The 25,703-nt window shown below is 37.6% G+C and carries 24 protein-coding genes; 16 read left to right on the forward strand and 8 right to left on the reverse strand.

The features are described from left to right. Positions 1-68: 68 nt before the first annotated feature. Positions 69-950 (reverse strand): cupin-like domain-containing protein, encoded by an 882-nt coding sequence (locus IO90_RS01980; RefSeq protein WP_034963414.1) that lies wholly within the window; start codon positions 948-950, stop codon positions 69-71. A gap of 224 nt (positions 951-1,174) precedes the next feature. Here IO90_RS01980 and IO90_RS01985 point away from each other — a divergent pair, with 224 nt between their 5' ends. From IO90_RS01985 to IO90_RS02005, 5 genes are all read left to right on the forward strand, one after another. Then, entirely contained in the window at positions 1,175-3,886 is a 2,712-nt protein-coding gene (locus IO90_RS01985) for a carboxypeptidase-like regulatory domain-containing protein (RefSeq protein ID WP_034963415.1), read from the forward strand. Positions 3,887-3,974: 88 nt separating this feature from the next. Continuing rightward, complete coding sequence (locus IO90_RS01990) at positions 3,975-4,880, forward strand: GLPGLI family protein (RefSeq protein WP_034963417.1); 906 nt, start codon at positions 3,975-3,977, stop codon at positions 4,878-4,880. A 75-nt stretch (positions 4,881-4,955) separates the two neighbouring features. Beyond that, positions 4,956-5,477, forward strand: coding sequence for a KdsC family phosphatase (locus IO90_RS01995; RefSeq protein WP_034963419.1), 522 nt, complete (start codon positions 4,956-4,958; stop codon positions 5,475-5,477). Between the two features lie 10 nt (positions 5,478-5,487). Then, on the forward strand, positions 5,488-6,075 hold the full coding sequence (locus tag IO90_RS02000; protein ID WP_051878193.1) for a Maf family nucleotide pyrophosphatase: 588 nt from the start codon (positions 5,488-5,490) through the stop codon (positions 6,073-6,075). Positions 6,076-6,144: 69 nt separating this feature from the next. Beyond that, positions 6,145-8,679 carry a tetratricopeptide repeat protein gene (locus tag IO90_RS02005; protein ID WP_051878194.1) on the forward strand — a complete coding sequence of 845 codons (2,535 nt, stop codon included), beginning with the start codon at positions 6,145-6,147 and terminating at the stop codon, positions 8,677-8,679. Between the two features lie 39 nt (positions 8,680-8,718). On the opposite strand, the gene IO90_RS02010 is transcribed toward IO90_RS02005, so the two are convergent. The 3 genes from IO90_RS02010 to IO90_RS02020 all read right to left on the reverse strand — a co-directional run bounded on the left by IO90_RS02010 (position 8,719) and on the right by IO90_RS02020 (position 11,466). Further along, complete coding sequence (locus IO90_RS02010) at positions 8,719-10,095, reverse strand: tryptophanase (protein WP_034963421.1); 1,377 nt, start codon at positions 10,093-10,095, stop codon at positions 8,719-8,721. A 166-nt stretch (positions 10,096-10,261) separates the two neighbouring features. After that, positions 10,262-10,876: a DUF502 domain-containing protein gene (locus IO90_RS02015; RefSeq protein ID WP_034963423.1), complete on the reverse strand. Its 615-nt coding sequence runs from the start codon at positions 10,874-10,876 to the stop codon at positions 10,262-10,264. Positions 10,877-10,884: 8 nt separating this feature from the next. Continuing rightward, positions 10,885-11,466 carry a tRNA-(ms[2]io[6]A)-hydroxylase gene (locus IO90_RS02020; RefSeq protein WP_034963425.1) on the reverse strand — a complete coding sequence of 194 codons (582 nt, stop codon included), beginning with the start codon at positions 11,464-11,466 and terminating at the stop codon, positions 10,885-10,887. A 162-nt stretch (positions 11,467-11,628) separates the two neighbouring features. Between IO90_RS02020 and IO90_RS02025 the strand changes: the two genes are divergently transcribed. After that, positions 11,629-11,859, forward strand: a complete 231-nt coding sequence (locus IO90_RS02025; RefSeq protein WP_034963427.1) for a hypothetical protein — start codon at positions 11,629-11,631, stop codon at positions 11,857-11,859. Positions 11,860-11,891: 32 nt separating this feature from the next. On the opposite strand, the gene IO90_RS02030 is transcribed toward IO90_RS02025, so the two are convergent. After that, on the reverse strand, positions 11,892-12,989 hold the full coding sequence (locus IO90_RS02030) for an acyltransferase family protein (protein WP_034963429.1): 1,098 nt from the start codon (positions 12,987-12,989) through the stop codon (positions 11,892-11,894). Positions 12,990-13,104: 115 nt separating this feature from the next. Between IO90_RS02030 and mutL the strand changes: the two genes are divergently transcribed. Genes mutL through IO90_RS02050 form a run of 4 tightly spaced genes read left to right on the forward strand, consistent with a single transcriptional unit; the run spans position 13,105 to position 16,959 of the window. After that, complete coding sequence (gene mutL / locus IO90_RS02035) at positions 13,105-14,865, forward strand: DNA mismatch repair endonuclease MutL (protein ID WP_034963431.1); 1,761 nt, start codon at positions 13,105-13,107, stop codon at positions 14,863-14,865. Between the two features lie 3 nt (positions 14,866-14,868). Further along, positions 14,869-15,618 (forward strand): rhomboid family intramembrane serine protease, encoded by a 750-nt coding sequence (locus IO90_RS02040; RefSeq protein ID WP_034963433.1) that lies wholly within the window; start codon positions 14,869-14,871, stop codon positions 15,616-15,618. Next, on the forward strand, positions 15,619-16,599 hold the full coding sequence (locus IO90_RS02045; RefSeq protein WP_034963435.1) for an endonuclease/exonuclease/phosphatase family protein: 981 nt from the start codon (positions 15,619-15,621) through the stop codon (positions 16,597-16,599). 15 nt (positions 16,600-16,614) lie between these two features. After that, the gene (locus IO90_RS02050) at positions 16,615-16,959 is read left to right on the forward strand and encodes a hypothetical protein (protein WP_034963437.1); all 345 of its coding nucleotides are present in this window, start codon (positions 16,615-16,617) and stop codon (positions 16,957-16,959) included. 53 nt (positions 16,960-17,012) lie between these two features. Here IO90_RS02050 and IO90_RS02055 read toward each other — a convergent pair whose 3' ends face one another. Further along, positions 17,013-17,609, reverse strand: a complete 597-nt coding sequence (locus IO90_RS02055) for a superoxide dismutase (protein ID WP_034963438.1) — start codon at positions 17,607-17,609, stop codon at positions 17,013-17,015. Between the two features lie 300 nt (positions 17,610-17,909). Between IO90_RS02055 and IO90_RS02060 the strand changes: the two genes are divergently transcribed. Next, positions 17,910-19,130, forward strand: a complete 1,221-nt coding sequence (locus IO90_RS02060) for an aminotransferase class V-fold PLP-dependent enzyme (RefSeq protein WP_034963441.1) — start codon at positions 17,910-17,912, stop codon at positions 19,128-19,130. A gap of 2 nt (positions 19,131-19,132) precedes the next feature. Here the strand turns inward: IO90_RS02060 and IO90_RS02065 are convergent, their stop codons facing one another. Continuing rightward, positions 19,133-19,789, reverse strand: coding sequence for a hypothetical protein (locus tag IO90_RS02065; RefSeq protein ID WP_034963444.1), 657 nt, complete (start codon positions 19,787-19,789; stop codon positions 19,133-19,135). A 172-nt stretch (positions 19,790-19,961) separates the two neighbouring features. Here IO90_RS02065 and lon point away from each other — a divergent pair, with 172 nt between their 5' ends. The 5 genes from lon to IO90_RS02090 all read left to right on the forward strand — a co-directional run bounded on the left by lon (position 19,962) and on the right by IO90_RS02090 (position 24,871). Beyond that, a complete protein-coding gene (lon, locus tag IO90_RS02070; RefSeq protein ID WP_034963447.1) occupies positions 19,962-22,364 on the forward strand; it encodes an endopeptidase La in 2,403 nt (800 codons plus the stop codon). A gap of 113 nt (positions 22,365-22,477) precedes the next feature. Further along, entirely contained in the window at positions 22,478-22,696 is a 219-nt protein-coding gene (locus IO90_RS02075) for a hypothetical protein (RefSeq protein WP_034963449.1), read from the forward strand. A gap of 24 nt (positions 22,697-22,720) precedes the next feature. Further along, the gene (locus IO90_RS19210; protein ID WP_034963451.1) at positions 22,721-24,220 is read left to right on the forward strand and encodes an agmatine deiminase family protein; all 1,500 of its coding nucleotides are present in this window, start codon (positions 22,721-22,723) and stop codon (positions 24,218-24,220) included. Between the two features lie 51 nt (positions 24,221-24,271). Then, positions 24,272-24,481 carry a hypothetical protein gene (locus IO90_RS02085; protein ID WP_034963453.1) on the forward strand — a complete coding sequence of 70 codons (210 nt, stop codon included), beginning with the start codon at positions 24,272-24,274 and terminating at the stop codon, positions 24,479-24,481. A gap of 18 nt (positions 24,482-24,499) precedes the next feature. Next, positions 24,500-24,871, forward strand: a complete 372-nt coding sequence (locus tag IO90_RS02090; protein ID WP_034963456.1) for a DoxX family protein — start codon at positions 24,500-24,502, stop codon at positions 24,869-24,871. Between the two features lie 37 nt (positions 24,872-24,908). Here IO90_RS02090 and IO90_RS02095 read toward each other — a convergent pair whose 3' ends face one another. Continuing rightward, positions 24,909-25,703, reverse strand: a complete 795-nt coding sequence (locus IO90_RS02095; RefSeq protein WP_034963458.1) for an alpha/beta hydrolase — start codon at positions 25,701-25,703, stop codon at positions 24,909-24,911.

Here is a 25,703-nt window from a genome sequence, read left to right on the forward strand (position 1 = left end):
ATGCAACTAAAAATATTTAGTTGCATTTTTATTTTAGTTGATTTTCAACACTAAAGTTGACTAAGTAATTATCTCGGCAAACCTCTTTTTAAAGCGTGGTTTGCTCTTTCGATGGCTTTTTTCTCTTTCCAATTCATATATTGACCTTTGAATTTGGTTTTCATAAAATTATCAAAACCTCTTTGCACTGTAAGATTCCAGAGAGAATTGGCTTTCACGCCCCAACTTTTGTCCCAAGCTCTCAACGAAAGTGAAAAACTGCCGTCCAGATATTTCATCCAGTGCCACCAGCCAGTAGGCATAAAAAGCGTATCGCCGTGCTCCAGGAAACATTCGATACCTTGAATACCATCCAAAGCAGGATATTTTTCAAAATCCGGATTTTCTATATCAAAATCTTCCAGCGCATAAGTCGCATAAGGCAAGCAGTACAATCTCTCTTTCCATTTTTGTTCGAAAAGCAAAACGTGCTTTCTTCCGTTGAAATGCGTGTGGAAAATGTGAGCCAGATCTATATCGTAATGTAGAAACGTCACAGAACTTTTCCCTCCGAAAAACATACTTGGATATTTGTCGAGAAAACCGCCCATCAATTCTTTTGGAGAGATATAATCATTCAAAATATCGGGTGCGTGTTTAATGGGATCGAAAAAGAAAATCCTGAGATCCGTTGGTTCTCTTTGTATCAGGTCGATGTAATCTGCAAATTTCATCTCCGTAGTTGGCGTATTGATCGGTGCTGCAGGATCTGCTTTTGCACTGTCATACAATGGAACCGTGACATCGCCTACTACTTCTTTGATATATTCCATCGTCCATTTCTGGTAAGCCGGCCAGTTTTTCGCCATATTTTTGATGACCAATGGTTTGCGTGGTTTCAGATATTTTTCGAAGAAATCTTCTTTAGAAATATCATCCACAATATCAATTGGCTTTAAAATGATTCCCATATTAATACAATATTAAGGAGCAAATTTATTAAAATTAAGTATTCATTGTTTATAATTATTTTAAATTAAATCATAAGACACCATAAATAATATATCACAATTTTTCTTTGTCATAGATTAGGGTTTTGCATTTAACTTTTACCTTTTTTGATACTCCAATAAAAACTTTGTAACATTCTGTAATGTTTCTTTACTAATACTTTAGTGATACATTTTAAATAACTATGAAAAAACTTTTATCTTTCATCCTCGTACTTTCATTTTCTTTGGTAGTTTTTGCACAAAAAACAGTTTCAGGAATCATCAATGACTCTGATGGAAAGCCACTTGCCAGCGCCAGTGTAACTATTGAAGAACCTGGAAAAAATGCCATTCTCGCTTATGGAATTTCAAATGCAAAAGGGGAATACAAAGTGACATTCACTTCAGCGGAAAGTGATTTGGATCTTAAAATCAAAGCTTTCAACCAAAAGCCAGTCACAAAATCCATCAAAAATGATGATCAAAAAATGAATTTCTCTATGGATTCTCAGGCAACGGAAATCCAAGAAGTAAGGTTGAAAACCAAATTGATCACGAAAAGAGGAGACACGATTTCTTACGATCTCAAATCTTTCGAAAATAAAAATGACCGAACGCTTGCCGATGTTCTGAAAAAAATCCCGGGAATCGAAGTTGGAAAAGATGGCGCCGTAAAATACCAAGGCGAACCAATTAATAAGTTCTATGTGAATGGAAAAGACTTGATGGAAGGTGGCTACGGAACCATCAACAACTCACTTCCGAAAGATGCAGTTTCAAAAGTTGAGGTGATGGAAAATCACCAGCCAGTGAGCATTTTGAGAGACAAAGTACCATCCGATCAAGCGGCATTGAATATTAAATTAAAAAAATCTGTGACGATGACTGGTCGCGGGGAAGTTGGCGCGGGTTTCAGTCCATTGCTTTGGAATGTGAAATTGACACCGATGTTCTTTGGCCAAAAAAACCAGTGGGTCGTAAATTATAAAGCCAATAACAATGGCGAAAGTGTTGAAAACGAAGGCAATCTATTAGGTTTTGGAAGTCGATGGGAAGGCAGAAGAAGCCAAGCTGGGCAGAAGTCTTGGACAAACATAGAAACGGCTGGTGTTCCAAACATAGGTGAAAAAAGATATTTGCTAAATAATGTGCATTACTTCTCTGCCAACCTTTTGACAAGCCCGTTCAAAAATAAAGAATGGGAGCTTAAGGCAAATGCTTCCTACACAAACAACAGCATCACGAGAGAAGATATACAAACCAGGGTTTACCAAGCGGGATCGCCGACAGTAGAAGAGGGAGGAACTTTTATCTCCTCTACCAACAACAGGTTTTTTGATAACGTGGCGAAAGGAGAATTGATCTTCACAAAAAATGCGAAGAAAGGTTTCTTCAAAAACGTTACAACTTGGAACAGCTTCTGGAATACATACCGCGCAAATGTGGACAACAACCTTCCACCTTTGGAAGGCACTACAGCACCAATCAGAAATATGGCTGATGAATCTCTGGAATCACCTACAGGAACGTTCCAAAACTCATTGAGCACGATAATTCCTTGGAAAGATAAGCTTGTCAACTTTATGAGTTACATCAAATATCAAAAAGACAGACAAACGTTGACTGTTTCTCCAGGTTCATATATGAGTCGATTTGGCTTCCAGGATTTTGAGACAGTAACGCAATATGCGAACTCAGAAACTATGGAGGTCAATCATTCTGCTTCTGTGGGTTTATCTTATAAAAAATGGACTTTCACACCAGAAGTTGGTCTGAATTTGAGCTTTAACAACTTGAAATCAGCAATCACAGGATCTATTGACAACTCAAGTTATTATTTAGGAGTAGATAAACAAAATGATGTAGATTGGAACGAGGTTCGTCCTTATACACAAGTTGGCGTGAACTTCAAATCTCAAAACTTCAACTTGAATTTGAATCTTCCTATGAATTTTTATGGGATCACTTATAAAGATAACATCAGACAAGATTATCTCGATAAAAGCAAAACGGTTTTTGAACCAAACTTGTTTGCAAGTTTAGATTTCGCATCATTTTTCAAAATCTGGGCATTTGCCAATCAATCTTATGATTTTGGAAACTTTGGATTCCTGTATGGTGGAAATATGTTGACAAGTCCTACCAATTTGCAAGTGAGATACAGTGACAATGTGGAAATGCCAGAATATCTATCGAGAATGGCAGGAACGAGATTGGAATATAGAAATCCGTTGAACAATTTGTTTTTCAATGTGAGATACAACTACTCTACCAACAAAAGAAACTTGCTAGAAAGTTATACAACAGATGGTTTCATCTCCAGACTTACATTAGAAGCTTTGGAAAACACAACCAAATCCCAAACAGAAAGTGTGGAAGTTGGAAAGTATTTTCCGAAATTCAAAACCAACTTGTCCATCAATGCATCCAATACAGACTCCAACACTTTTTCAAAATTTAATAATATTTTTGGAGAATCTACCAACAGCCGACAAACTTTGGGAGCCAAGTTCAACAATGCCTACTTCAGTTGGATCAGTGTAGATTACAATATCAGTATGAATTGGAACAAAAACACAAACAAAGTCTTTGACACAGTTCTGAACTCCAGCGGATGGAATCACAATCTAAGTACTTACATCTATCCTAGCGAAAATCATACGTTCGGTTTCAATTGGGACGATCTTTCTACCAGTGCGAGCGGAGAAAACTTTAGAAACTCTTTCTTTGATGTTTCGTACCAATACACTTGGGTCAAAAGAAAAATTGATTTCGAGTTTAAATGGCTAAACATCGCCAACAGAAAAGTTTATGAAACCGTGTCTGTAGATGCTTTCCAACAGCTCGTGACGACCAATCAGATGTACATTCGTCCAAGCCAGTTTATGTTCACTGTCAAATTTAATTTCAAATAACACACTATTTTATATTAACCAAAAAGGTAGCGCAAATTTTTGTCTGCCTTTTTATTTTTCTTAATTTTAAATCACTAAACTTTTAGGTATGAAGAAAACACTTTTATTATTGATGATTTCTTTGGGTTTAATGTCATTTGCCCAAGGAACAAGGATTATGTACGAATACAAATTTGCACCGAACATCGAGAAAAAGGATTCTTTGCAATCCGAATTGATGTATCTGGACATCCGAAAGGACGAAAGCAAGTTCTACAGCAGACAAAAATTTGTGAGTGACTCAACCCGCGAAGCGTACTTCCAAAAACAAATCGCCATGGGATCTACAAATTTCAAGTATGATGGTGGAAAAGAAGGCAAAGTTGCTTATTCTGTCACCAAAAAATATCCTGAATTTGCAACAGTTCTACACACATCGATTGGAGATTCCAAATTCGCTTTGAAAAATGAAAGACCAATAGAATGGAAAATACTTCCTGAGACAAAAAAGATTGACAAATTCGAAGCTCAAAAAGCAACTATTGACTTTGGCGGAAGAACTTGGACCGCTTGGTTTTCACAAGATTTCCCTTTTCAGGATGGTCCTTACAAATTCCACGGATTGCCAGGTTTGATTTTGGAAATGGAAGACTCTACAGGAACTCACGCTTACAAATTTGTAGGAAGCAAAAACTTCGATGATGTAGAAAAAGTCGAGAAAAAAGAAGAATTAGCAGGAATAAAACCCGGAACAGTAATAAGAACTTTTGGATTTGCCAATGGAAAAGAAATTGAAATATCTGAAGAGCAATTCAAAAAACAATGGAAAGATTACAAAAATGATCCTGTGAAAAATATGCGTCAAATGCTTTCTCAAGGCAATATGAAGATGACCGTCAACTACAATGGAAAACAAATGACAGATCCATCCGAAATGTTGAGAACATTGGAAAAATCTCAGAAAGAATCCATCAAAGCTGATAATAACAAAATAGAACCTGCGCTTTATCCTTAGATTAAATTAATTATCCATATTTTTATAGTCCTCTATTATGAGGACTTTTTTTGTGCTAAATTTTAAAAATTAAAAATGAGTTATCTACCCAAATTAAAAAATATAAAAGCCTTTGTTTTCGATGTGGATGGCGTTTTCACAGACGGAAGCGTTTACCTACTTCCAGATAAAAACATGTCACGCGTGATGAGCGTTTTGGATGGTTATGCTGTAGTGCAAGCCATTAAACAAGGTTATAAAATCGGAATCATCACTGGCGGAAACGACCCGATGGTGAAAAACAGAATGGAATATCTCGGCATCCACGATTATTACGCCAAGTCTTCTCACAAAGTTTCTGACTACGAAGATTTCAAATCGAAACATAATTTAAACGACTCCGAAATTCTGATGATGGGCGATGACATTCCAGATATCGGGATTATGAAATTGGCAGAAATTTCTGCTTGTCCTGCGAATTCGGTTGCGGAAGTGAAGGCGATTTCCGATTACATCTCTCCAGTTTTCGGAGGCAAAGGCGCCGTTCGCGATGTCATCGAGCAAGTAATGAAAGTTCAGGGAAAATGGAACTTGGACGAAGAAACAAAATCAGCTTAGTTTATTGATAATGAAATTATTACTAGCTTCCCAATCACCTAGACGAAAAGATCTTTTGTCACAATTGGGTTATCAATTTGAAACCGTCAGTATTGATGTGGATGAATCTTATCCTGATGACTTGTTGCCAGAAAATATCGCCAAGTATGTTTCAGCGAAGAAAGCTAAAGCGTTCGATGTAAACGACACAGAAATATTAATCACTTCTGACACGATTGTTTCATTAAACCAAAAAATTCTTCTCAAGCCAAAGAACGTGGACGAAGCATTTGGAATGTTAAAAAATTTATCCGGAAAAAAACATCAGGTTTACACAGCATTTACCATCAAAACAAAAAAATCCGAGATCAGCAAAACCAGCAGAACAGATGTAGAATTTGGAGAGATGAGTGATGATGAAATTAATTTTTATATCCAAAACTACAAACCGTTTGACAAAGCTGGGTCTTACGGAATCCAAGAATGGCTGGGAATGGCAAAAATCAAAAACATCTCAGGATCTTTCTACGCTGTTATGGGTTTTCCGGTGGATTTGGTCTACGAAGAACTTAAAAAACTGCACTGCTTTCCAGAGAATTTTCAAAACGCAAATCTTTAGATAATTTTCCTTGCAAAATTTCGTTATTTTTACAGATTGAATACTCAATTTCAAATTGGAATTACTTAGATGAGAAAATATTTACTAATCATACTTGCAATCGTCAGCGTATTGGCGTGTAATCCGCGCAAAAAAAAGAAGAAAACCAAAAGTGGACCTGTGAATAGATTCATGACCTATCACAATACTTTGTTCAATAGCAACGAGGCTTTGGTGGCAGAGCTGGAAAACAGAGACAAAGCTCATGTTGACAATTTTTATGACCCCTACATTTCGGTTTACACCACCGAGGACGAGCTTAATAATCCCCAAACAGCAACCTCTGGAAATCAAAACAATTCTGATGATTCCGAAGCACCAATGGGATTTAGAGGAGGCAGATCGGGAGACGGAAAACTGGCAAATAATAATGCTTCTGGTGGTACAAAAGGTGCAACAATTCTTCAAATCACTGAAGCTAAAGCTATAAAAGCCATCACAAAATATTCTGTGTTGGTGAATGGCGTGGAGAAAAACAAGAAAATATTTGATGCTTATATTCTTTTGGCAAAAGCGAGAATGTACCAAGGAAAACATTTGGAATCTTTGGATGCGCTCGGCTATCTCTTCAACACGATGGATAAGGACAAGAGGTTGCCTTTGGCCTATATTTATCGAGCTGCGAATTACACCAAACTACGAGAATATTACAGAGCCGATGAGATTTTCAAAGAGCTCGAGGAAAATCCAAAGATCAAACTTAAAAAAGAACATCTCAGAATTCTAAAAGTTTACCAAGCCGACAACTTCCTGAAATGGGGGAAAAAAGAATTGGCTGCAGAAGTTTTGGAAGAAGCTTTCACTTACAACAAAAACAGAAAGACCAAAAGCAGAATTGCCTATTTGAGAGGCCAAATACTTGCTGGACTTAACAAAAAAGAGGACGCGAGAGAATCATTTGCTGCAGCTTACAAATATGCAAACAGCTACGAATTTGAAGTGAAATCGCAAATCGAAATTGCCAAGACCTTTGACGGAAAAGCAGACAGCTATGACGAAGCGATGGCTTATCTTGCCAAGATTGCCAAAAAAGGAACGTATGCCTCTCGTAAAAATGAGTTGTATTATGCAAGTGGCATCGTTGCAACTTCTGCCGAAAAGGACTCTATAGCTGATTCTTTTTTCAGAAAAGCTTTGAAAGAAAAACAATCCGATCCGCAGATCCGTGGACTTACCTATTCCGAAATTGCCAAAAAATATTTCGCAAAAGACGATTATCTCACAGCTGGTGTTTTCTATGACAGCGCATTGGCAGTGATGACTTACAGACCGGAGAAAGAAAGATTAACGAGTCTTACTGCCAACATCAAAAAGCTTTCAAAAAATTACTATATCGTCAAGAAAAATGACAGTATCCTGAATCTCGCTAAAATGTCTGATAGTGAACAACGTGATTATTTCGCAAAGTACATCGATAAAATAAAAGCAAAAGAAGCAGTCGAAGAATTGGAGAAGAAAAAAGCAGAACGAAGCAAAGGCTTTGACAATGCGGATTACAACGCCAATTCTATTTTTGCAAACAATTCTTCTGATGCCAACAGTTTCCAAAACTTTGGGATAACAGGCGGATCTACATTCTACTTTGCAAATGCCAACAATATCCCGAGAGGTGAAAATGCGTTCCGACAAACTTGGGGAAGCAGAACATTGATGGACAATTGGAGATATTCCGCTAGAACAACAACTGTGGAAGAAATGAAAAATGAAGCGCTGGGATTAGCAAATGCGCCTGACCCAAGACGTTTGGAACCAGAGTTCTATATGGAGCAAATCCCAACTTCAAAAGTAGAATTAGCAAAACTGAAAAAGGACAGAGACACCGCAAGTCTTGGAATGGGAAGAATGTACGAATCGTATTTTGGGAATACAAAACTGGCTACCAAAACACTTTTTGACTTGGTAGATAACAAACCGGAAGAGGAAACAGATTTGATGGCCTTGTACAATATTTTCATTTTCAATTATGAGAAAAATCCGACAGAAGCTGAAAAGGCGAAACAGTTGATTCTGGAAAAATATCCGTACACATCTTACGCAGAATTTGTAAAAAATCCGAAAAGCAAAGACTTCAACAAGTCAACAGCTGATGTAGAAAAATTATATGCAGATGCCTACAAACTCTACGAAACAGAAAAATTTGCCGAATCATCCGCAATTATTGATAAAGCCATCGAAGACAATCCGAAAGATGCATTGGTTCCGAAATTCTATTTGTTGAACGCTTACAATTCTGGGAAAAATGCCGGAAAAGAAATTATGATTCTTCAATTGGAGCAGATCGTTCTCAACTATGCTAAAACACCAGAAGGCCTCAAGGCAAAAGAGCTTTTGAAATACCTGAAGAGCGATGTAAAGCTGGAACTTACAGATGACACTGGAAATGTGATCTCAAATACGCCTCAGCCAGCAACTCCAACCAATGAAGAGGAAGCAAGAATGAAGGAAGAAATTAAGATGAAAGAAGGCAGTTCCATTCCTTCACAAACAAGCGGACCAGGAATCCCTGGAGGCTCTGACCAACAAATGGAACCAGCACAACAAAGAAAAACCAGAACGAAAAAATAAAAAAAGAGAGCAAATATTAATTGCTCTCTTTTTTGTTGATTATATTTTATCCAATTGCACTGTGAAGTGTCTCAGAATTGCTGGTTCTTTAGTTATCTTGTAACCTTTTGTGATCTCGTTTCTCTTTTCAAAAACATTGATTACCGCGGCTGCCACATAATCCATGTGATTGTTTGTGTAAGTTCTCCTTGGGATTGCCAACCTCAGCAATTCCAATTTTGGATAACGGTTCTCTCTTGTTTCTGGATCACGATCAGCCAATAAAGTTCCGATTTCCACACCTCGAATCCCAGCTTCTTTGTAAAGCTCGATGGCTAAAGTTTGTGCGGGAAATTCTTCTCTTTTGATATTCGGTAAAAAGTTGAGCGCATCTATGAAAACAGCGTGTCCGCCAATTGGTTTTTGAACTGGGATTCCAGCTTCCATTAATTTATTTCCAAGATATTCCACTTGCGAAATTCTGCTTTCCAGATAAGGAAATTCTGTCGCTTCGTCTAATCCGGTTGCCAACGCCGACATATCTCTTCCTGCCATTCCACCGTAAGTGATGAAACCCTCGTAGATGATGGTGAAGTTGGAAGCTTGTTCGAAGATCTCTCTATTCTTCAAAGCGATAAAGCCACCGATATTGACCAGACCATCTTTCTTGGAGCTCATTGTCATTCCATCGCCGTAAGAAAAGATCTCTTTACAGATTTCTTTGATGGTTCTGTTTTCCTGTCCTTTTTCTCTTTTTTTGATAAAATAAGCATTCTCTGCAAATCTCGCCGAATCAAACAAAACCGGAATCCCGTATTGGTCTGACAATGCTTTCACAGCTTTGATGTTTTCAAGAGAAACAGGTTGTCCGCCAGAAGAGTTACAAGTGATCGTGATCAAACAAAATGGAATCTGTTCTTTCGGATGTGATTTGTAAACCGCTTCCAATTTCTCAATATCGATATTCCCTTTAAAAGGATGAAGATCATTAATATCAAAGGCTTCATCGATTGTACAATCGATGGCGTGGGCTTTTCGGAATTCGATGTGTCCTTTTGTGGTGTCGAAGTGTGAATTTCCTGGGCAAATGTCGCCTTCTTTCACCATTACCGAAAACAGCACATTTTCTGCCGCTCGACCTTGGTGTGTTGGTAATAAATAAGGAAATCCTGTGATCCTTTCAACGGTACTTTGCAACGCTTCGAAAGAACGTGAGCCAGCATAACTTTCGTCGCCGATCATCAGTGCGCCCCATTGTTTGTCGCTCATTGCGCCTGTTCCACTGTCTGTCAAAAGATCGATGAAAACGTGGGAACTTCTAAGATTGAACAAATTGTAATCGGCATTTTTCAGCCATTCTTCGCGTTGTTGTTGTGTGGATTGGTATATTTCTTCGACCATTTTGATTCTAAATGGCTCTGCGTAAGGTAGTTTCATGATAAATATAAATGATGATTGATAATTGATAAATGATCTTTTATATTGATAATTGATTAACAACAAACCACAATGGAAAACCCATTATAACTTACTGATATTTTAATATGATAAATAATGACTCGCAAGAAATCATTTATCATCTATCAATTATCATCTATGAAAACTACTCCGGTGCTTTGAAAACGTTGTCGTCTGAATGGAATCCGGCCACACCTCCACTTACAGCAAATTTCATTGCTTCGGCGGCGCTCATTCCCGTCACTTCCTTTACATTATCGAATTTGGTGATGATCACCCAGCCAGAAACGGCGTAGGAGTGTGGCAGATAAACGGCAATCATATGCTCGAGATCGACAACAGACATATCGGTTTGCGTCAAAAATCCGATTCGCCAGATCTCCGGTGCTTCATTGGTTTTTACCCAAACCGGTACATTGAATTTTTTCTTATCACCAACGAAAGATCCTAAAACGTCTTTCAAAGAAGTGTAAATAAATTTGATCCCTGGAATATGCTCCAAAACATAATCTACACCGTCGACAATCAATCTTCCGATGATGAATTTGTTCCCGAAAAAACCAATAAAAGTCGTTCCGAAGATAACAATGAAAAATACAAGTCCAGGAAACTTTTCTGAGACAGAAGGCACCAGATTATCGATGCTGAAAACCACGCTCCAAATGACCCAAACCGTGATGGCAAGAGGCCCAATGATAATCAATCCTTGGATGAAGGACCGTATGAAGAGTCGAAGATAATCGTTGAGATTTCTGTCCATTTTAGATTTTAGCCGTGGATGGTTTCTTTGTTTCCGTAGGATTTCATAATGTTGGCCTCATATTCCAGCCATTCTTCCCAACGTTTGTTCACCTTTTCCGGATCGCCCAATTGTCTTGCGAAACCGATGAAAGTTGTGTAATGATTGGCTTCGGAAACCATCAGGTCGTGGTAGAATTGCTTCAGTTCCTCATCCGTGATATTCTCTGTCAACACTTTGAAACGTTCACAGCTTCTTGCCTCGATCATTGCGGCAAAAAGCATTTTGTCGATGATCTGCTCATCGCGATGTCCACCTTTTACGAGGAATTTAATTAGATCATTCACGTAATCGTCCTTGCGTGTTCTTCCCAAAACACCACCTCTTTTCTTGATGATCTCGTGAACCTGGTTGAAGTGGTCCAACTCTTCCTGCGCAATGGCCAAAAGTTCGGTCACCATTTCTGTGTGCTCTGGAACCATTGTGATCAGGCCAATCGCGTTGGTTGCTGCTTTTTGCTCGCACCAAGCGTGGTCGGTTAGGATTTCTTCAAGATTTTCTTCTGCTATATTTGCCCAACGTGGGTCTGTAAGAAGTTTTAGACGGAACATTTTATATTTTTTGTAAAAATAAGGATTTGATAGCTTCTTATTAAATATTTTATTGACTAAATTAATTTTTCGAATTCAATCAATGTAAAGGACTACGATAATCAATTAAATTCATAATTGGCACACATATTGAAAATCCTTCAATAATCAAATAATAAAATTATGAAAAATTCAACTATTACCAATCTTGCTAAATTATTTTTGTTTAGCTTTTTAGCAGTGTTTTCTTCAGCATTAACTTACGCTCAAGATTCAACGGTTGTTAAAACAACAAATGTAACCACTTCTACGGAAGAGTGGCAGACGAATCCCACGTATTGGATTATTGGTGGCGTCGTTCTTATCGTGATCGTCGCAATTGTGGCGATGAGCGGAAGAAAAAGAAATGATTAAAATATTACAAAGCGCTTTTAGGAGCGCTTTTTTTATGGATTCTTTAAAGCTGTTTTAGCTCTCAAAAATTCCAAAGTTTTCCAACCGAGATCATCCACTTTCTTCAAACCAATCGAAATCAGGAATGCCAATAAAATATTAAGCGGATAAATAATCAAAACCAACAGCCACCAACTCATCGAATCTTTCAGAGGAACCACAAGGAAATAAATCAACGAAGAACTCATTCCTTGGGCGAAATAAAAGAAAATCGCATTTTGTCCGACATTGGTTATGAAATTTGGTTTCGTGATTTTCAATCGGTTGTAGAAGACGAAAAGAGTGACCAATGAGAATAAGGTCCAAATGATGTAAGGAATTTTCGGCGGGAATTTTTGTTTATTGATCTTATAGAAAATATCACTTCCATAATTCCAGAACATCCAAGCCAAAGCAACTGCGACCAATCCATACAAAATGGGAATCATTTTGGTTGAGATTCTCCTGCCTTTCATTCTGTTTCCAATCAGAAAAACAGCCATATAAAAAGCCACGTAACCGCCTTGCCCATTCGGATAATATTGGGGGAAAATATTAAAAATCAATGTTAAAACAACACAAATCCCTATAAACCAATTAATATGTTTTGGGAAGAATTTTAAAATCAAAACACCTAAAACCGTCAAGATATAATAAACTTTCAAATACCAAAAACTTCCCATCACCACAGGAAAAGTATCACAATTGGAATACTCGTGCAAATACCAATTTCCCAAAACCTGCCATTGCGGTTCTGATGAAATACTGCTTGGAACATACTTAGTTCCGAATGTAGAATAGAAATCCTTCAACCATTCAAACGAGAAAAAACTCAATCCAAAAACCTTGAAAAAGTAGTCGAGGAAAAAGAGAAATGTCACGAAGATCATATACGTGATCTGCAACTTCAATAATCTGTACAATGTTTTCTCAATATTATTCCCAGAAGTGATTCCGCTCAGCGCATAAAACAATGCTACATCGAAAACCAAAGAAAAAACCCGAACTTCCGTCGGAATGTAAAATTGTCCGCTCCAGAAAGCCGTGTGAATAAAAATAATGGAAATGGTCGCCAGTCCTTTGGCAAAATCAATATAGAGATCTCTTTGCATCGATGTGATTAATTATCTGAAAGTCAAAATTATCATTATTTTCTCAAGTTCTTTATAATTATTTAACTTTTACCACTCGATTGTTATCCTTATTTTTACAAGTTCAATCGTAGAAATGTCAGATATCATTCAGCTTTTACCGGACCACGTTGCCAATCAGATCGCTGCTGGAGAAGTGGTGCAAAGGCCGGCTTCCATCGTGAAGGAACTTTTGGAGAATTCTGTGGATGCCGGTTCCAGTAAAATCCAATTGATTATTCGTGATGCTGGGAAAAACTTACTTCAAGTAGTGGACAACGGCATCGGAATGTCTGAGACGGATGCCAGATTGGCATTCGAACGCCATGCTACTTCAAAAATCCGTTCGACGGAAGATATTTTCAAGATCGCGACCAAGGGTTTTCGTGGAGAGGCTTTGGCATCCATTGCGGCGGTAGCTCAAGTGGAACTTAAAACCAAGCAAAAAGACACGCCAGTTGGAACAAATATTTATATTGAAGGCGGCATTTTCCAATTTCAAGACCCGATACAAACGATTGAAGGTTCTAATTTTTCGGTCAAGAATTTATTTTACAATGTTCCTGCAAGACGGAAATTTTTGAAGAATGACAATGTAGAATTTCGTCACATTATCGATGAATTTCAAAGGGTTGTTCTGGCACACGAGAATATCGAGTTCGAAATGTTCCATAATGACGAGCCAGTTTTCAAACTGAGAAAAGGCGGTCAAATGCAAAGGATCGTGGATGTTTTCGGAAGAAAGTTGCAACCACTTTTGATTCCGATCAAGGAAGATCTTGGATGGGTTCATCTGCACGGTTATGTGGCGAAACCAGAAGGTGCGAAAAAAACACGAGGCGAACAATTTTTCTTCGTCAATGGAAGGTTTTTCCGAAGCGCTTATCTCAGCAAAGCCGTCCAGGAAGCGTTTGAAGGACTCTTGCAACCAGGTTACATTCCGTCATTTTTTCTTTATCTGGAAATGGATCCGGAGAAGATCGATGTTAATATCCATCCTCAGAAAACCGAAGTTAAGTTTGAAGACGAAGCGTTGATTTTCGCTTTGGTTAGATCGACCATCAAACGTTCTTTGGGAATTTATAATGTGGCGCCAAGTCTGGACTTCGAGAGAGATCCGAAAATGGAAGCTTTTTTCGCGCCAAGTAAAAGTACTTACAGTGCACCATCGCCTTCCGCCATTAATGTTGACCGAGATTTCAATCCGTTTTCTGTGGAAAAAACCACGGATGAAGAGCGGATCAATCTGGCTGAACTTTACCAAGCGACAGAAGCGGCGCCATCAAAAATCAATCTTTTCGAAGATGATGATTTGGATGAGGATCTTTTCCGATTGCCAAACGGTTATTGGCTTCTGAACAAAGATGGATTGACATATATGTTGGATCTTGGGAGAATGCACCGCGTGATTATGTCTTCGCATCAGGAAAATCTACCAACGAAAAAAGCGGGTCAAAGTCTGTTGTTTTCTTTAGAATATCATTTGAATGAAATCGAGAAAAACAAATACAAGTCCATCAAAAAATATCTGCCTGATTTTGGTTTCGAAATGACCTTGGCTCAGGAAAATGTCCTCAGAATCGAAACTGTTCCAGAAGCTTTGAAAGAGTCTCAAGTCATCAAATTCCTTGAAAAAATCTTCGAAGTTTTGGAATACCGAACCGAAGATGAGTTCTCCAAATATTTTGAATATCAATGGATTAAATTAAAAACAAAATCCAAGTTTGATTTCATTTATAAAACTGAAGTTGAGCAATTGGTCAAAGACTTTATCGACCTTGGTTTCCCACAATATACCGTAAACGGAAAAAAATGTTGGATGGAAGTTCCATTTGACGATTTTAAAAATAAATTTTAAATTATGTTTCCTCAAATAACACCAGTGACGCGAAATATCATCATTCTGAATGTGATTTTTTTCGTGGCAACACTTCTACTCACAAATATTAATATCAACCTTGAGCCTTTGCTTGCAGGATATTTCCCGCTGTCTCCGAATTTCAATTCTTGGCAAATCATCACGCATATGTTTATGCACGGTGGCATTATGCACATTGTTTTCAATATGTTTACGCTCTATAGTTTTGGGCCAGTTTTGGAACAGGTTTTAGGACAGAAGAAATTCATTATTTTATACTTCGCTGCTGGTTTGGGTGGTTTTGCTCTTTATAATATTTGGAATTATTACGAAGTAAGTCAATTGACAAGTTTCTTGAACAGTCAAGCTTATGACATTCATGAGATTTATAAATATGCTGATATTAATTATTCTGGAGAAATGCCGATTTCATCAGACTCGGAAGCAGTGAGAGATTCAGCTCAAAAGCTTTTCAACATTCTTAGAACCCCAATGGTCGGCGCTTCGGGTGCAATTTTCGGAATCGTTGCTGCATTTTCTACTTTGTTTCCAGATGCTAAATTGATGTTTCTATTCATTCCCTATCCTATCAAGGCAAAATATTTGACACCAATTATTATTGTTGTTTCGATATTCTTGGGATTAAGACAATTCAGTGGTGATAATATTGCACATTTTGCACATCTTGGAGGCGCATTGATTGGTTATCTATTTGTAGCTAACTGGAAGAAAAACCGAGACAGAATCCAATAGATGGGAATCATTAGACTTCTTTTGACGATTTTTCACCTCCTTGTTATTGTTCTTTTATTTGGAACAATAATGAACGCTTACATTCCGCCGAGTGTTTTCGGGATGTTGAATCTCTTGTCGCTGGGATTTCCAATCTTGATTATCATTAATATTTTATTGTTGATATTCTGGATTGCAAGCTGGAAAAAGCGAGCGGTCGTTTTTCTTATTTTGTCTTTATTTTTCATTATTCCAACAAGAAGATGGATCAATTATGCACCCACGAAAAAAGAAACGCCGAATATTAAACTAATCTCTTTCAATGGAAAATTTGGAGGATTGGGCAATGAAAATATTTATGAGTATCTGAACAGACAAAATGCAGATGTCGTATTTTTTCAGGAATATGATAACAAGAAGCCTCTGGATGGATTCCAGTATTTTGAGAACAGCCGGCCTATTGTGAAAATCCAATCCAAATTTCCAATTATTGAAAGTGGCGAAGTGAAAACGGATGTCAGCACAGGAATGTGTCTCTATGCAGACATTAAAGCTAATGGAAAGATCATCCGTTTTGTGAATGTTTATATGGAGCCTTTTTTCCTTGACAAGAAAATGGTAAAGCCGACTAACGACATGAATGTGAACGAGGAGAAAGCCAAAAAAGTCCTTCACATGTTGATTCCAACATTCAAAAAACATCAAACTCAGATTGATCAAATTAAGGAATTCATCAATCGATCACCATATCCGGTGATAGTTGCCGGTGATTTCAATGCAGTTCCAAACTCCTATGAATACTACAAAGTTTCCGAAAATTTGGAAGACACTTTTCTGAAAGTCGGCAAAGGAAGTGGAACCAGTTTCCACGATTTCAAATTCCCAATCAAAATCGATCATATTTTTGCTTCAAAGTCAATAATTCCAATCAGTTACAAAGTTGACAGAAGCGTGAAAATCTCTGATCATTTTCCTGTGATTGCAGAGTTTTTAGTAGAATAAAACCAAATGAACATTATGAAAAAAATATTACTTCCAACAGCAATTTTGCTTGTTAGCTGTTCCAAAGAAACACCCGTTCTGAACAATTCCGACAATCTGGATGCCTCACCAAAAATCACCTATGATACAATAGCGATAGATTCCTTCGGTCCGGGCGCAACTTCCGAAGCTGTGATGGCAAAAATAAATGCCGTTGCTATCAAACGTGAAAAAGACAGTTTAGCCAAAATCGCAAAAGCCGAGCAGGAAAAATTAGACAAAGAAAAAGCCAAGTTGGAAGCAGAAAAAGCCAAGGAAACCAAGAAAGAAACAAAAACCGAAACCAAAACAGAACAAACAACACAATCTACAAATCCATAAAAAAACCCATCAGAACAGATCTGATGGGTTTCTCAATATAATTCTATGAAAAATTATTTATTGTAAAGTTCCTCTACTTTATCCCAATTGATCACATCAAAAAACGCAGTCACATAGTCTGGTCTTCTGTTTTGATAATTAAGGTAGTAAGCGTGCTCCCAAACATCCAATCCAAGAATTGGCGTTCCTTGTTTGTCAGCAACCGGCATTAGTGGATTGTCCTGATTTGGCGTAGAAGTTACCGCTACAGAACCATCAGAATTTTTCACCAACCAAGCCCAACCAGAACCGAATCTAGTTTTCGCCGCGTTAGAAAAATCTTCTTTGAATTTATCAAAACCACCGATTTTCTCGATTTCAGTTTTCACATTTCCAACTGGCTCTTTGCTACCGCCTGGCGTCAAAAGTTCCCAGAAAAGTGAGTGGTTGTAGTGTCCACCGCCGTTATTTCTTACCGCTGGTTTGTCAGTTCCTGTTTTTTGGATTTCTTCAAGAGATTTCCCTTCAAGTTCTGTCCCCGCGATTGCGTTATTAAGATTGTCCACATACGCCTGGTGGTGTTTTGAGTGGTGGATTTCCATTGTTTTTGCATCGATGGTTGGCTCCAACGCATCGTACGCATAACTAAGTTTTGGTAATTCGAATGACATAGTTTGGTATTTATTTGTTAATAAATGAATTGTTCAAAAATAGTCAATTATTATTCCAAGAAGCAAGAATTAGACTTATTTTATAAATATTTAACATCGAAAAATATAATAAAATTTGCCGTAACTTTGACGCATTCTAAATAATTAATTATTATTTGGGCAGCTATTTCCGCCTTCCGCTCCCAATCTTTTTTGCAGACGGTTTCCAGTTCAGTAGAACGTAAGTACACGCAAAAAAGGATTTCCGCTCAAGTCGGGCTGCAAGTTTAGTTATCATATTAAAGCTTTCAAACAATTACAATGTTCGACATCAATCATATTAGAGCCCAATTCCCAATCCTAAACCAAGAAGTCAACGGCAAACCATTAGTTTATCTGGACAACGCCGCAACTTCCCAAAAACCACTTTCGGTCATCAAAACTTGGGAACAATATTACGAAACCATCAACGCCAATGTTCACCGTGGCATCCACACGTTGAGTCAATTAGCAACGGAAGAAATGGAGCTTTCCAGACAGAAAATCCAACGTTTCATCAATGCAAAACACGACTACGAAGTGATTTTCACCAAAGGAACCACGGAAGGAATCAATCTCGTGGCTTATGCTTTGACCAAACAAATCAAACCAAACGACGAAATCATCATTTCTTATTTGGAACATCATTCCAACATCGTTCCGTGGCAAATGCTTTGCGAAAGAACCGGCGCAAAACTCCGCGTCATCCCAATGGACGAAAACGGAATCCTCCAAATCGATGTTTTGGACGAATGGCTGAACGAAAAAACAAAAATCGTTTCTGTAAATCAGGTTTCTAACGCTTTGGGAATCATCAATCCAATCGAAGAAATCATTGAAAAAACAAGAAGACTTTCCAACGCTTACGTCTTGATTGACGGCGCACAATCCGCACCACATTTCAAAATCGATGTTCAAAAACTGGATTGTGATTTCTTCGTCTTCTCAGGACACAAAATGTACGCGCCAATGGGAACGGGAATCCTGTACGGAAAAGAATCTGTGCTTGAAAATCTTCATCCTTTCCATGGCGGTGGCGAAATGATTGCGGTTTGTAGCTTTGAGAAAACCACTTACGCAGGATTACCTTTCAAATTCGAGGCTGGAACACCCAATGTTGGTGGCAATATTGCGATTGGCTCGGCTGTAGATTTCATTGAAAATATCGGTCACGAAAATCTTCAAAACCACGAAAATGACCTTCTAAACTATGCTCAGAAAAAACTTCTTGAATTAGAAGGCATCAAAATCTATGGCGAAAAAGCCAACAGAACAGGCGTTGTTTCCTTCAATCTGGAAGGCGCAGGAATCGCTTCTGACACAGGAATGATTCTCGACAAACTTGGAATTGCAGTGAGAACCGGACACCATTGTACACAACCGATTATGGATTTCTTCAACATCGCCGGAACTGTGCGTGCAAGTTTTGCAGTTTACAATACTTTGGAAGAGATTGATATTCTAACAGAAGGTGTGAAAAAAGCGCAGAGGATGCTGGTCTAAAATTAAGTGACGTACGAACTTATCATTTTTATTTTTCGCCATTTTTTATTTTTATATTCATAAATAGCAGTTTCGTTACAACACATATTTGTGTAGGAAAAAATAACTCTTTTCTTATCAATTGTAAACAAAGGTTTTTCTATATATGCATATGGTGAAAAATTTTTCATTTGTTTACTGCGTTCCAAATTACTTCTGCTACTATGTTGTCTTGCCAATTCAGGATTTATTTTAAGCAATGAATCAATTACTTCTGATTGTCCTTCATAGAATTTCAAATTTTCCTTTTTAAGAGAATCAGAATTAAAAATCTTTTGTTTAAAGTATTTCTTTTCAAGGAAATAATTCTTTTTATCATTTATTTGCTTGGCAATAAACTTCAGGTCTTCTTTTGAAATCAAAGAATCAGATATTATTTTATTTAAAATCAATGAGTCTTTTCTAAGCTTATTACCAATACACTTATACCTAATGAGTAATTTCGATAGATTTTCTTCTTGACTAACTTCCTGATTTGATAAAAAGCTTTGGATGAAAATATTAATATCTTCATTAATAAAAATATCCAATTTATCTAAATTAAGATTTTCTACTGTTTGTTTTTTGGTGCTTTTTCCACAAGAAATGAAAATCAATAAAATGATAGCCAAATATTTCATTTTACATTAGTTTTGATTTAAGAACGAACTGTGACAAATTGTATTGCTTTTCCTATTGGCATATCTCTTGCGAAATTATAGATTCATTCGTAACAGTATTGTTTTTCCATTAAATTGGAGAAACGATTTTTATATTAATTAAGATTAATGACAATATGTCATTCAATATACTATGACAGAATTTGAAAATATCAGTTTTGAGGAAATTCTAGACGAAGGTTTCGGAATCGTGGCAGAAGAAATCAATCTGGACGAGCTCGGCAATCAAGATGCTGACAAAACCCAAACTGTTTTCCCAATTCTCCCTGTGAGAAATATGGTAATGTTCCCAAAAGTCATTACGCCAATCACGGCTGGAAGGGAAAAATCCAAAAAACTTTTGGAAGATGCTCAAAGAGAAAATAAACTCGTGGGAATCATTAGCCAAAAAAATCCTAACGAAGAAAACCCGACCGAGCAAGACCTCTACTCTGTTGGGACTTTGGCAAAGATTCTTAAAATCATCACCCTTCCAGAAGGTAACATCACAGCGATCACGAGAGGTGTTCAGAGATTCAAAGTGAAAAAATTTGTTTCCAATGAGCCATATTTTTTGGCAGAAATTACCAAACAAAAAGATACACAACCCAAAGATAAAGAGGAATTTTCCGCATTGATGGACAACATCAAAGATCTTGCAGAAAAGATCATCAACATCGACCCAAACATTCCGAACGCGGCGCAATTTGCGCTTAAAAACATTGATGGTCAAGAAGATCTGTTGAATTTTGTTTCCGCAAATGGAAATTTTTCTTCAGACAAAAAACAAAGATTGCTGGACGAAAAAACATTGATCGGACGTGCAAAAAACTTGTACGAATTGATGCACGACGATTTCCGTCATTTGGAACTGAAAAGTCAAATTCATCAGAAAACCAGCAAGGATCTGGACAAGCAACAGAGAGAATATTTTCTGAATCAGCAAATCCGAACCATCCAGGAAGAATTGGGTGGAGGCGCAGAATCTGATGCAGACGAGTTCAGAAAAAAAGCATCCAAATTAAAATGGAATGACGAGGTTGAAAAACACTTCGAAAAAGAATTACAAAGACTTTCCAGACAGCATTCCAGCTCGCCGGATTACAATGTTCAGCGTAATTATCTAGACTTTTTCACTGATTTGCCTTGGGAACATTATTCCAAAGACGCCTTCGATTTGAATAAAGCAGAAAAGCTTTTGGATAAAGAACATTTCGGATTAGAAGATATTAAGAAAAGAATTTTGGAACACATCGCTGTTCTAAAATTGAAAAATGATATGAAGTCGCCAATCCTTTGTTTGGTTGGTCCTCCAGGTGTTGGGAAAACCTCGCTTGGAAAATCGGTTGCTGATGCACTTGGCAGAAAATATGTGCGTGTTTCTCTTGGTGGATTGCACGACGAAAGCGAGATCCGCGGACACAGAAAAACCTACATTGGTGCGATGGCGGGAAGAATTCTTCAGTCTATTAAAAAATCGGGAACATCAAATCCTGTAATTGTGTTGGATGAGATCGATAAAATTGGACAAGGAATCCACGGCGATCCAAGTTCAGCTTTGCTGGAAGTTCTTGATCCTGAGCAGAATAATAATTTCTATGATAATTTCTTAGAACTCGGTTACGATCTTTCGAAAGTGATGTTCATTGCAACAGCCAATTCGCTATCTTCGGTTCAGCGTCCGCTTTTGGACAGAATGGAGATCATCAGCATTGCAGGCTACACTTTAGAAGAAAAGATTGAAATCGCAAAACGACATTTGGTCAAAAAACAATTGCTCGAAAATGGTCTGGATGCGAAACACCTTAGACTTGGAAACTCTGAATTAAGACACATCATAGACGCTCATACTTCTGAAAGTGGCGTGAGAACTTTGGAGAAAAAAATTGCAGGAATTGCCCGTTGGGTAGCGCTCCAAATCGCGATGGAGAAAGAATTTGACCCGAAAATTTCTGTTGATAAAGTTGATGAGATCCTTGGTGTTCCAAGACCTAAAACTTTGGCAGAAATCACAGATGTTCCCGGCGTAGTAACAGGTTTGGCCTGGACAAGTGTTGGTGGCGATATTCTCTTTATTGAAAGTATTCTATCGAAAGGAAAAGGTGCTTTGACAATGACAGGAAACCTTGGAAATGTGATGAAGGAATCTGCGACCATCGCTTTGGAATTCATCAAAGCGCATTACGAGCAATTGGGGATTTCTGAAGAAGATATCGAGAAAAAAAACATCCACGTCCACGTCCCGGAAGGCGCCACACCGAAAGATGGACCATCTGCCGGAATTGCAATGCTGACCTCGATGGTTTCAAGCTATAAAAACAAAAAAGTGAAACCGCATTTGGCAATGACAGGCGAGATTACCTTAAGAGGAAAGGTTCTTCCTGTTGGTGGAATCAAAGAAAAATTACTTGCTGCAACCAGAGCCGGAATCAAAGAAGTCATTCTTTGCGAAGCGAACAAAAAAGATGTGGAGGAAATTAAAAAAGATTATCTTAAACATCTGAAAGTCAATTATGTGAATAATATGAGCGAAGTAGTTGAGATTGCTTTGAAGTAAGTATAATTAAGATAATGCTCAAAATAAACATCCGTTCGGGAAATTTCTCGGACGGATTTTTATTTTAGACTTCAATTCATATTTTTATTAAATTCGTTGATTATAACCATTTTATGAAAAAAAATTACTCTGGATTTTTATTTTGTTTATTTGCTTTAAACCTTTTTAATGCTCAGGAAATACTTCCAAAAGGTTTAACAGTTGAAGAAAAGCTTCTTCTTCCTCATTATAAATTTTCTGAAGGCAGAAGAACGCCTGCTCCCGCAACGCCTGTCAGAACTGCAGCGCAATGGGAAGAAGTGGAATATCTGGTGATCCGATGGACTTCATAATACCAGAATGTTCAAAGACAAATCGTGCAGGCGGCAGTGAAAGAATGTAAAGTTTTGATTGCGACCACTTCCGAAGCTTCCGTTCGTACCTACTTGACAAATAACGGTGTTGATTTAACGAATGTTAGATTTTTAAACGCCAACACAAACAGTATCTGGATTCGGGATTATGCTGCCAATACAGTTTATTCTAATGATGTTGGGGAACGCGCTTTGGTAGATTGGATTTATAATCGTCCACGTCCGTTGGACAATACTTTGCCAACAAGTCACGCCGCCTACGCTGGTGTTCAGCTTTATGTGACGGATACTTCGCCGAATGATTTGGTAAACACCGGAGGAAATTTTATGTCAGACGGAATGGGAAATGCTTTTGCTTCAAAACTGATTCTTGATGAAAATAAAGCAGGAAATTCCTACAACGTCAGTGCAAAAACTGAAGCACAAGTTGACAAAATTCTCAAAGATTATATGGGAATCAATTCTTATCGTAAAATGACTGTTTTGCCTTACGACGAGATTCACCACATCGATATGCACATGAAACTTTTGGATGAAGAGACGATTCTAGTAAGCCAATATCCAGAAGGTATTGCGGATGGGCCTCAAATCAAACAAAACATCGATTATATTAAGAATACATTCAAAACACCGTTTGGAAATGATTATGACATCAAATGGATTCCTGCTCCGGCAAGCACAACTGGTGCTTATCCTAATACTGGTGGTGCTTACAGAACTTACACCAATGCTGTCATCATCAACAAAACTATTTTGGTTCCAACTTATCGTCCGGAAGTTGACGAGCCTGCTCTTAATCTTTATAAACAACTAATGCCAGGCTACACAGTTGTAGGAATTGACGTAGATAATGCGGGCGAGGATTTGATCAGCTTGAGTGGCGCCATTCATTGTATTACGCATACGATTGGTGTGGCTGACCCGCTTTGGATTACACATTCCAAACTCAAGAATGCTACCAGTTTTACAGTTCCAATCGAAGCACAGATCAAACATAATTCTGGGATTTTCACAGCCAAAGTTTTTTGGAGAGAATCTGGCGATATTGGTTTTCAGGAAACAAGTATGACGAATTCTGGTGATAATAAATGGGTTGCAAATCTTTCGTTACCGTCAACTTCAAAGCAAATCGATTATTACATTTGGGCTCAGGCCAACTCTGGAAAATCTATTGCAAGACCGATTGTAGCGCCTGATGGCTTTTGGACTTTTGATGTTTCTGCACTTTCCGTGGACGAATTAGCATTTAAAAATATAGAAGGGCCTTTCCCTAATCCAGCTGAGAATAAGGTTCAGTTCAATCTTAAAAATATTTCAGGAGACATTAATATTTCAATTCATAATGTTATAGGACATAAATTATCAGAACAAAAAATCAATAGCACAAATGGAATAATTTCACTTGATTTGAATCCAAAATGGAGTGGTGTTCTATTAATTTCATTTGAGGGAAAATTTGGAAAAGTGACCAAGAAATTAATAAAAAAATCAGACTTGAATTAATACTTTGATTTAATAACATAATATTTTTGTCATCAGATAAAATTAGCAATTATGGGAATTACTGCGCTATTTTTAATTTTACTAATTGTCCTGATATTCTTGGTTTCAAACATTCCCAGACTTTCATTAGGCAAAAAAATACTGATTGTGATTTCTGTCCTGCTGCTGTGTTTTGCCATATTAGCTTTACTTTTCGCAACACAGTTTGATGGTGGCAGAAGACCATTATTAGAGAATGAAGCAATCGAAAGAGATAAGTAACAATTAAAATTATATACTATGAATTACGTTAAGTTTATCGTGTGTCTCCTTTTCGGATTAATGTTTATTAATGCCGGACTGGACAAGTTCTTTCATTATATGCCAATGCCGGAACTAACTGAATCTATGAAAAAATCATTCGCTGCTTTTGAAGAATTGAGTTGGATAATGCCATTGGTTGGTGCAGTGGAAATAATTGGAGGCGCTTTATTTATCTTTCCAAAAACGAGAGCTTTGGGCGCTATTGTAATTTTACCAATCATGGTAGGGATTGTACTTCACAATTTCACCAAAGCACCAGAAGGAATTGTAATTGCAGTGGTTTTCGTCGCAATTAATCTCTGGATTTTAATTGATAACCGCAAAAAATATGAAGCTTTGATTAGTTAAAAGAATAAAGGAAATCAAATTTGATTTCCTTTATTAACTATAATGAGTTGATTGCTTTGAGAATCCTATCCCTATCAACAACCATTGCTTGGATATGTTCTCCAGAAAATTCGATGAATTGTTTTGGTTCCGATGCGTTGTCATAAACCAATTGTCCCTGCTCAAAAGGAATCGTCGAGTCACCTTTGCTGTAGATGAACAATTTCGGAAGGTCTCTAAGTGCTTTCACATCTTCTTTTGCTGAGTAAGGTGAAATTAGCATACTAGAAATCATTTCTTTGTACTGAGGCGCAAAATGAATCGCAATATCCGTGAACGAAGACATTCCGCCATCGATGATCAAACCTGAGATTTTAGACTGATTCTCCTTAGCCAAATGTGTTGCAATCTGAGAACCTAAAGAAGCGCCGTAAAGATAGATTTTCGTATCCCGGATATCTTTTCTGCGTAGTAAATAATTGAACATTTTTTGCCCGTCTTCTGCCACATTTAAGTGGGTTGGTTTTCCAGTGGATTTTCCATAACCTCGGAAATCGATCATTACAACTTGAAGCCCATTTTCAACCAATGGTTTTGTGATGTACTGATAAGTTGTAATGTTTCCCCCAGCGCCGTGAAAAAAGAAAACTGTTTTCTTGATAGACTTCGATTCAGGTTTCAAAACGACTGCTGTGATGGTGTCACTATCGATAGGAAAACTAATTTTCTCAATGTTTTTAAATTCCAAAGGTTTCATTTCTTTGTTCGGCTGGTAGAATTTGTCATCCATCTGAGCTTTGGAGAAAATAGATAGTAAAATGAGGAACAAAGAGAAGAATAATGATGTTTTCAT

The organism is Chryseobacterium sp. FH1 (assembly GCF_000735135.1).
Classification (GTDB): domain Bacteria; phylum Bacteroidota; class Bacteroidia; order Flavobacteriales; family Weeksellaceae; genus Epilithonimonas.

Excerpts from the sequence above, each read along its gene's own strand:
- IO90_RS01980 (WP_034963414.1), bottom strand. The coding sequence starts at position 950 with ATGGGAATCATTTTAAAGCCAATTGATATTGTGGATGATATTTCTAAA.
- IO90_RS01985 (WP_034963415.1), top strand. The coding sequence starts at position 1,175 with ATGAAAAAACTTTTATCTTTCATCCTCGTACTTTCATTTTCTTTGGTA.
- IO90_RS01990 (WP_034963417.1), top strand. The coding sequence starts at position 3,975 with ATGAAGAAAACACTTTTATTATTGATGATTTCTTTGGGTTTAATGTCA.
- IO90_RS01995 (WP_034963419.1), top strand. The coding sequence starts at position 4,956 with ATGAGTTATCTACCCAAATTAAAAAATATAAAAGCCTTTGTTTTCGAT.
- IO90_RS02000 (WP_051878193.1), top strand. The coding sequence starts at position 5,488 with ATGAAATTATTACTAGCTTCCCAATCACCTAGACGAAAAGATCTTTTG.
- IO90_RS02005 (WP_051878194.1), top strand. The coding sequence starts at position 6,145 with ATGAGAAAATATTTACTAATCATACTTGCAATCGTCAGCGTATTGGCG.
- IO90_RS02010 (WP_034963421.1), bottom strand. The coding sequence starts at position 10,095 with ATGAAACTACCTTACGCAGAGCCATTTAGAATCAAAATGGTCGAAGAA.
- IO90_RS02015 (WP_034963423.1), bottom strand. The coding sequence starts at position 10,876 with ATGGACAGAAATCTCAACGATTATCTTCGACTCTTCATACGGTCCTTC.
- IO90_RS02020 (WP_034963425.1), bottom strand. The coding sequence starts at position 11,466 with ATGTTCCGTCTAAAACTTCTTACAGACCCACGTTGGGCAAATATAGCA.
- IO90_RS02025 (WP_034963427.1), top strand. The coding sequence starts at position 11,629 with ATGAAAAATTCAACTATTACCAATCTTGCTAAATTATTTTTGTTTAGC.
- IO90_RS02030 (WP_034963429.1), bottom strand. The coding sequence starts at position 12,989 with ATGCAAAGAGATCTCTATATTGATTTTGCCAAAGGACTGGCGACCATT.
- mutL (WP_034963431.1), top strand. The coding sequence starts at position 13,105 with ATGTCAGATATCATTCAGCTTTTACCGGACCACGTTGCCAATCAGATC.
- IO90_RS02040 (WP_034963433.1), top strand. The coding sequence starts at position 14,869 with ATGTTTCCTCAAATAACACCAGTGACGCGAAATATCATCATTCTGAAT.
- IO90_RS02045 (WP_034963435.1), top strand. The coding sequence starts at position 15,619 with ATGGGAATCATTAGACTTCTTTTGACGATTTTTCACCTCCTTGTTATT.
- IO90_RS02050 (WP_034963437.1), top strand. The coding sequence starts at position 16,615 with ATGAAAAAAATATTACTTCCAACAGCAATTTTGCTTGTTAGCTGTTCC.
- IO90_RS02055 (WP_034963438.1), bottom strand. The coding sequence starts at position 17,609 with ATGTCATTCGAATTACCAAAACTTAGTTATGCGTACGATGCGTTGGAG.
- IO90_RS02060 (WP_034963441.1), top strand. The coding sequence starts at position 17,910 with ATGTTCGACATCAATCATATTAGAGCCCAATTCCCAATCCTAAACCAA.
- IO90_RS02065 (WP_034963444.1), bottom strand. The coding sequence starts at position 19,789 with ATGAAATATTTGGCTATCATTTTATTGATTTTCATTTCTTGTGGAAAA.
- lon (WP_034963447.1), top strand. The coding sequence starts at position 19,962 with ATGACAGAATTTGAAAATATCAGTTTTGAGGAAATTCTAGACGAAGGT.
- IO90_RS02075 (WP_034963449.1), top strand. The coding sequence starts at position 22,478 with ATGAAAAAAAATTACTCTGGATTTTTATTTTGTTTATTTGCTTTAAAC.
- IO90_RS02085 (WP_034963453.1), top strand. The coding sequence starts at position 24,272 with ATGGGAATTACTGCGCTATTTTTAATTTTACTAATTGTCCTGATATTC.
- IO90_RS02090 (WP_034963456.1), top strand. The coding sequence starts at position 24,500 with ATGAATTACGTTAAGTTTATCGTGTGTCTCCTTTTCGGATTAATGTTT.
- IO90_RS02095 (WP_034963458.1), bottom strand. The coding sequence starts at position 25,703 with ATGAAAACATCATTATTCTTCTCTTTGTTCCTCATTTTACTATCTATT.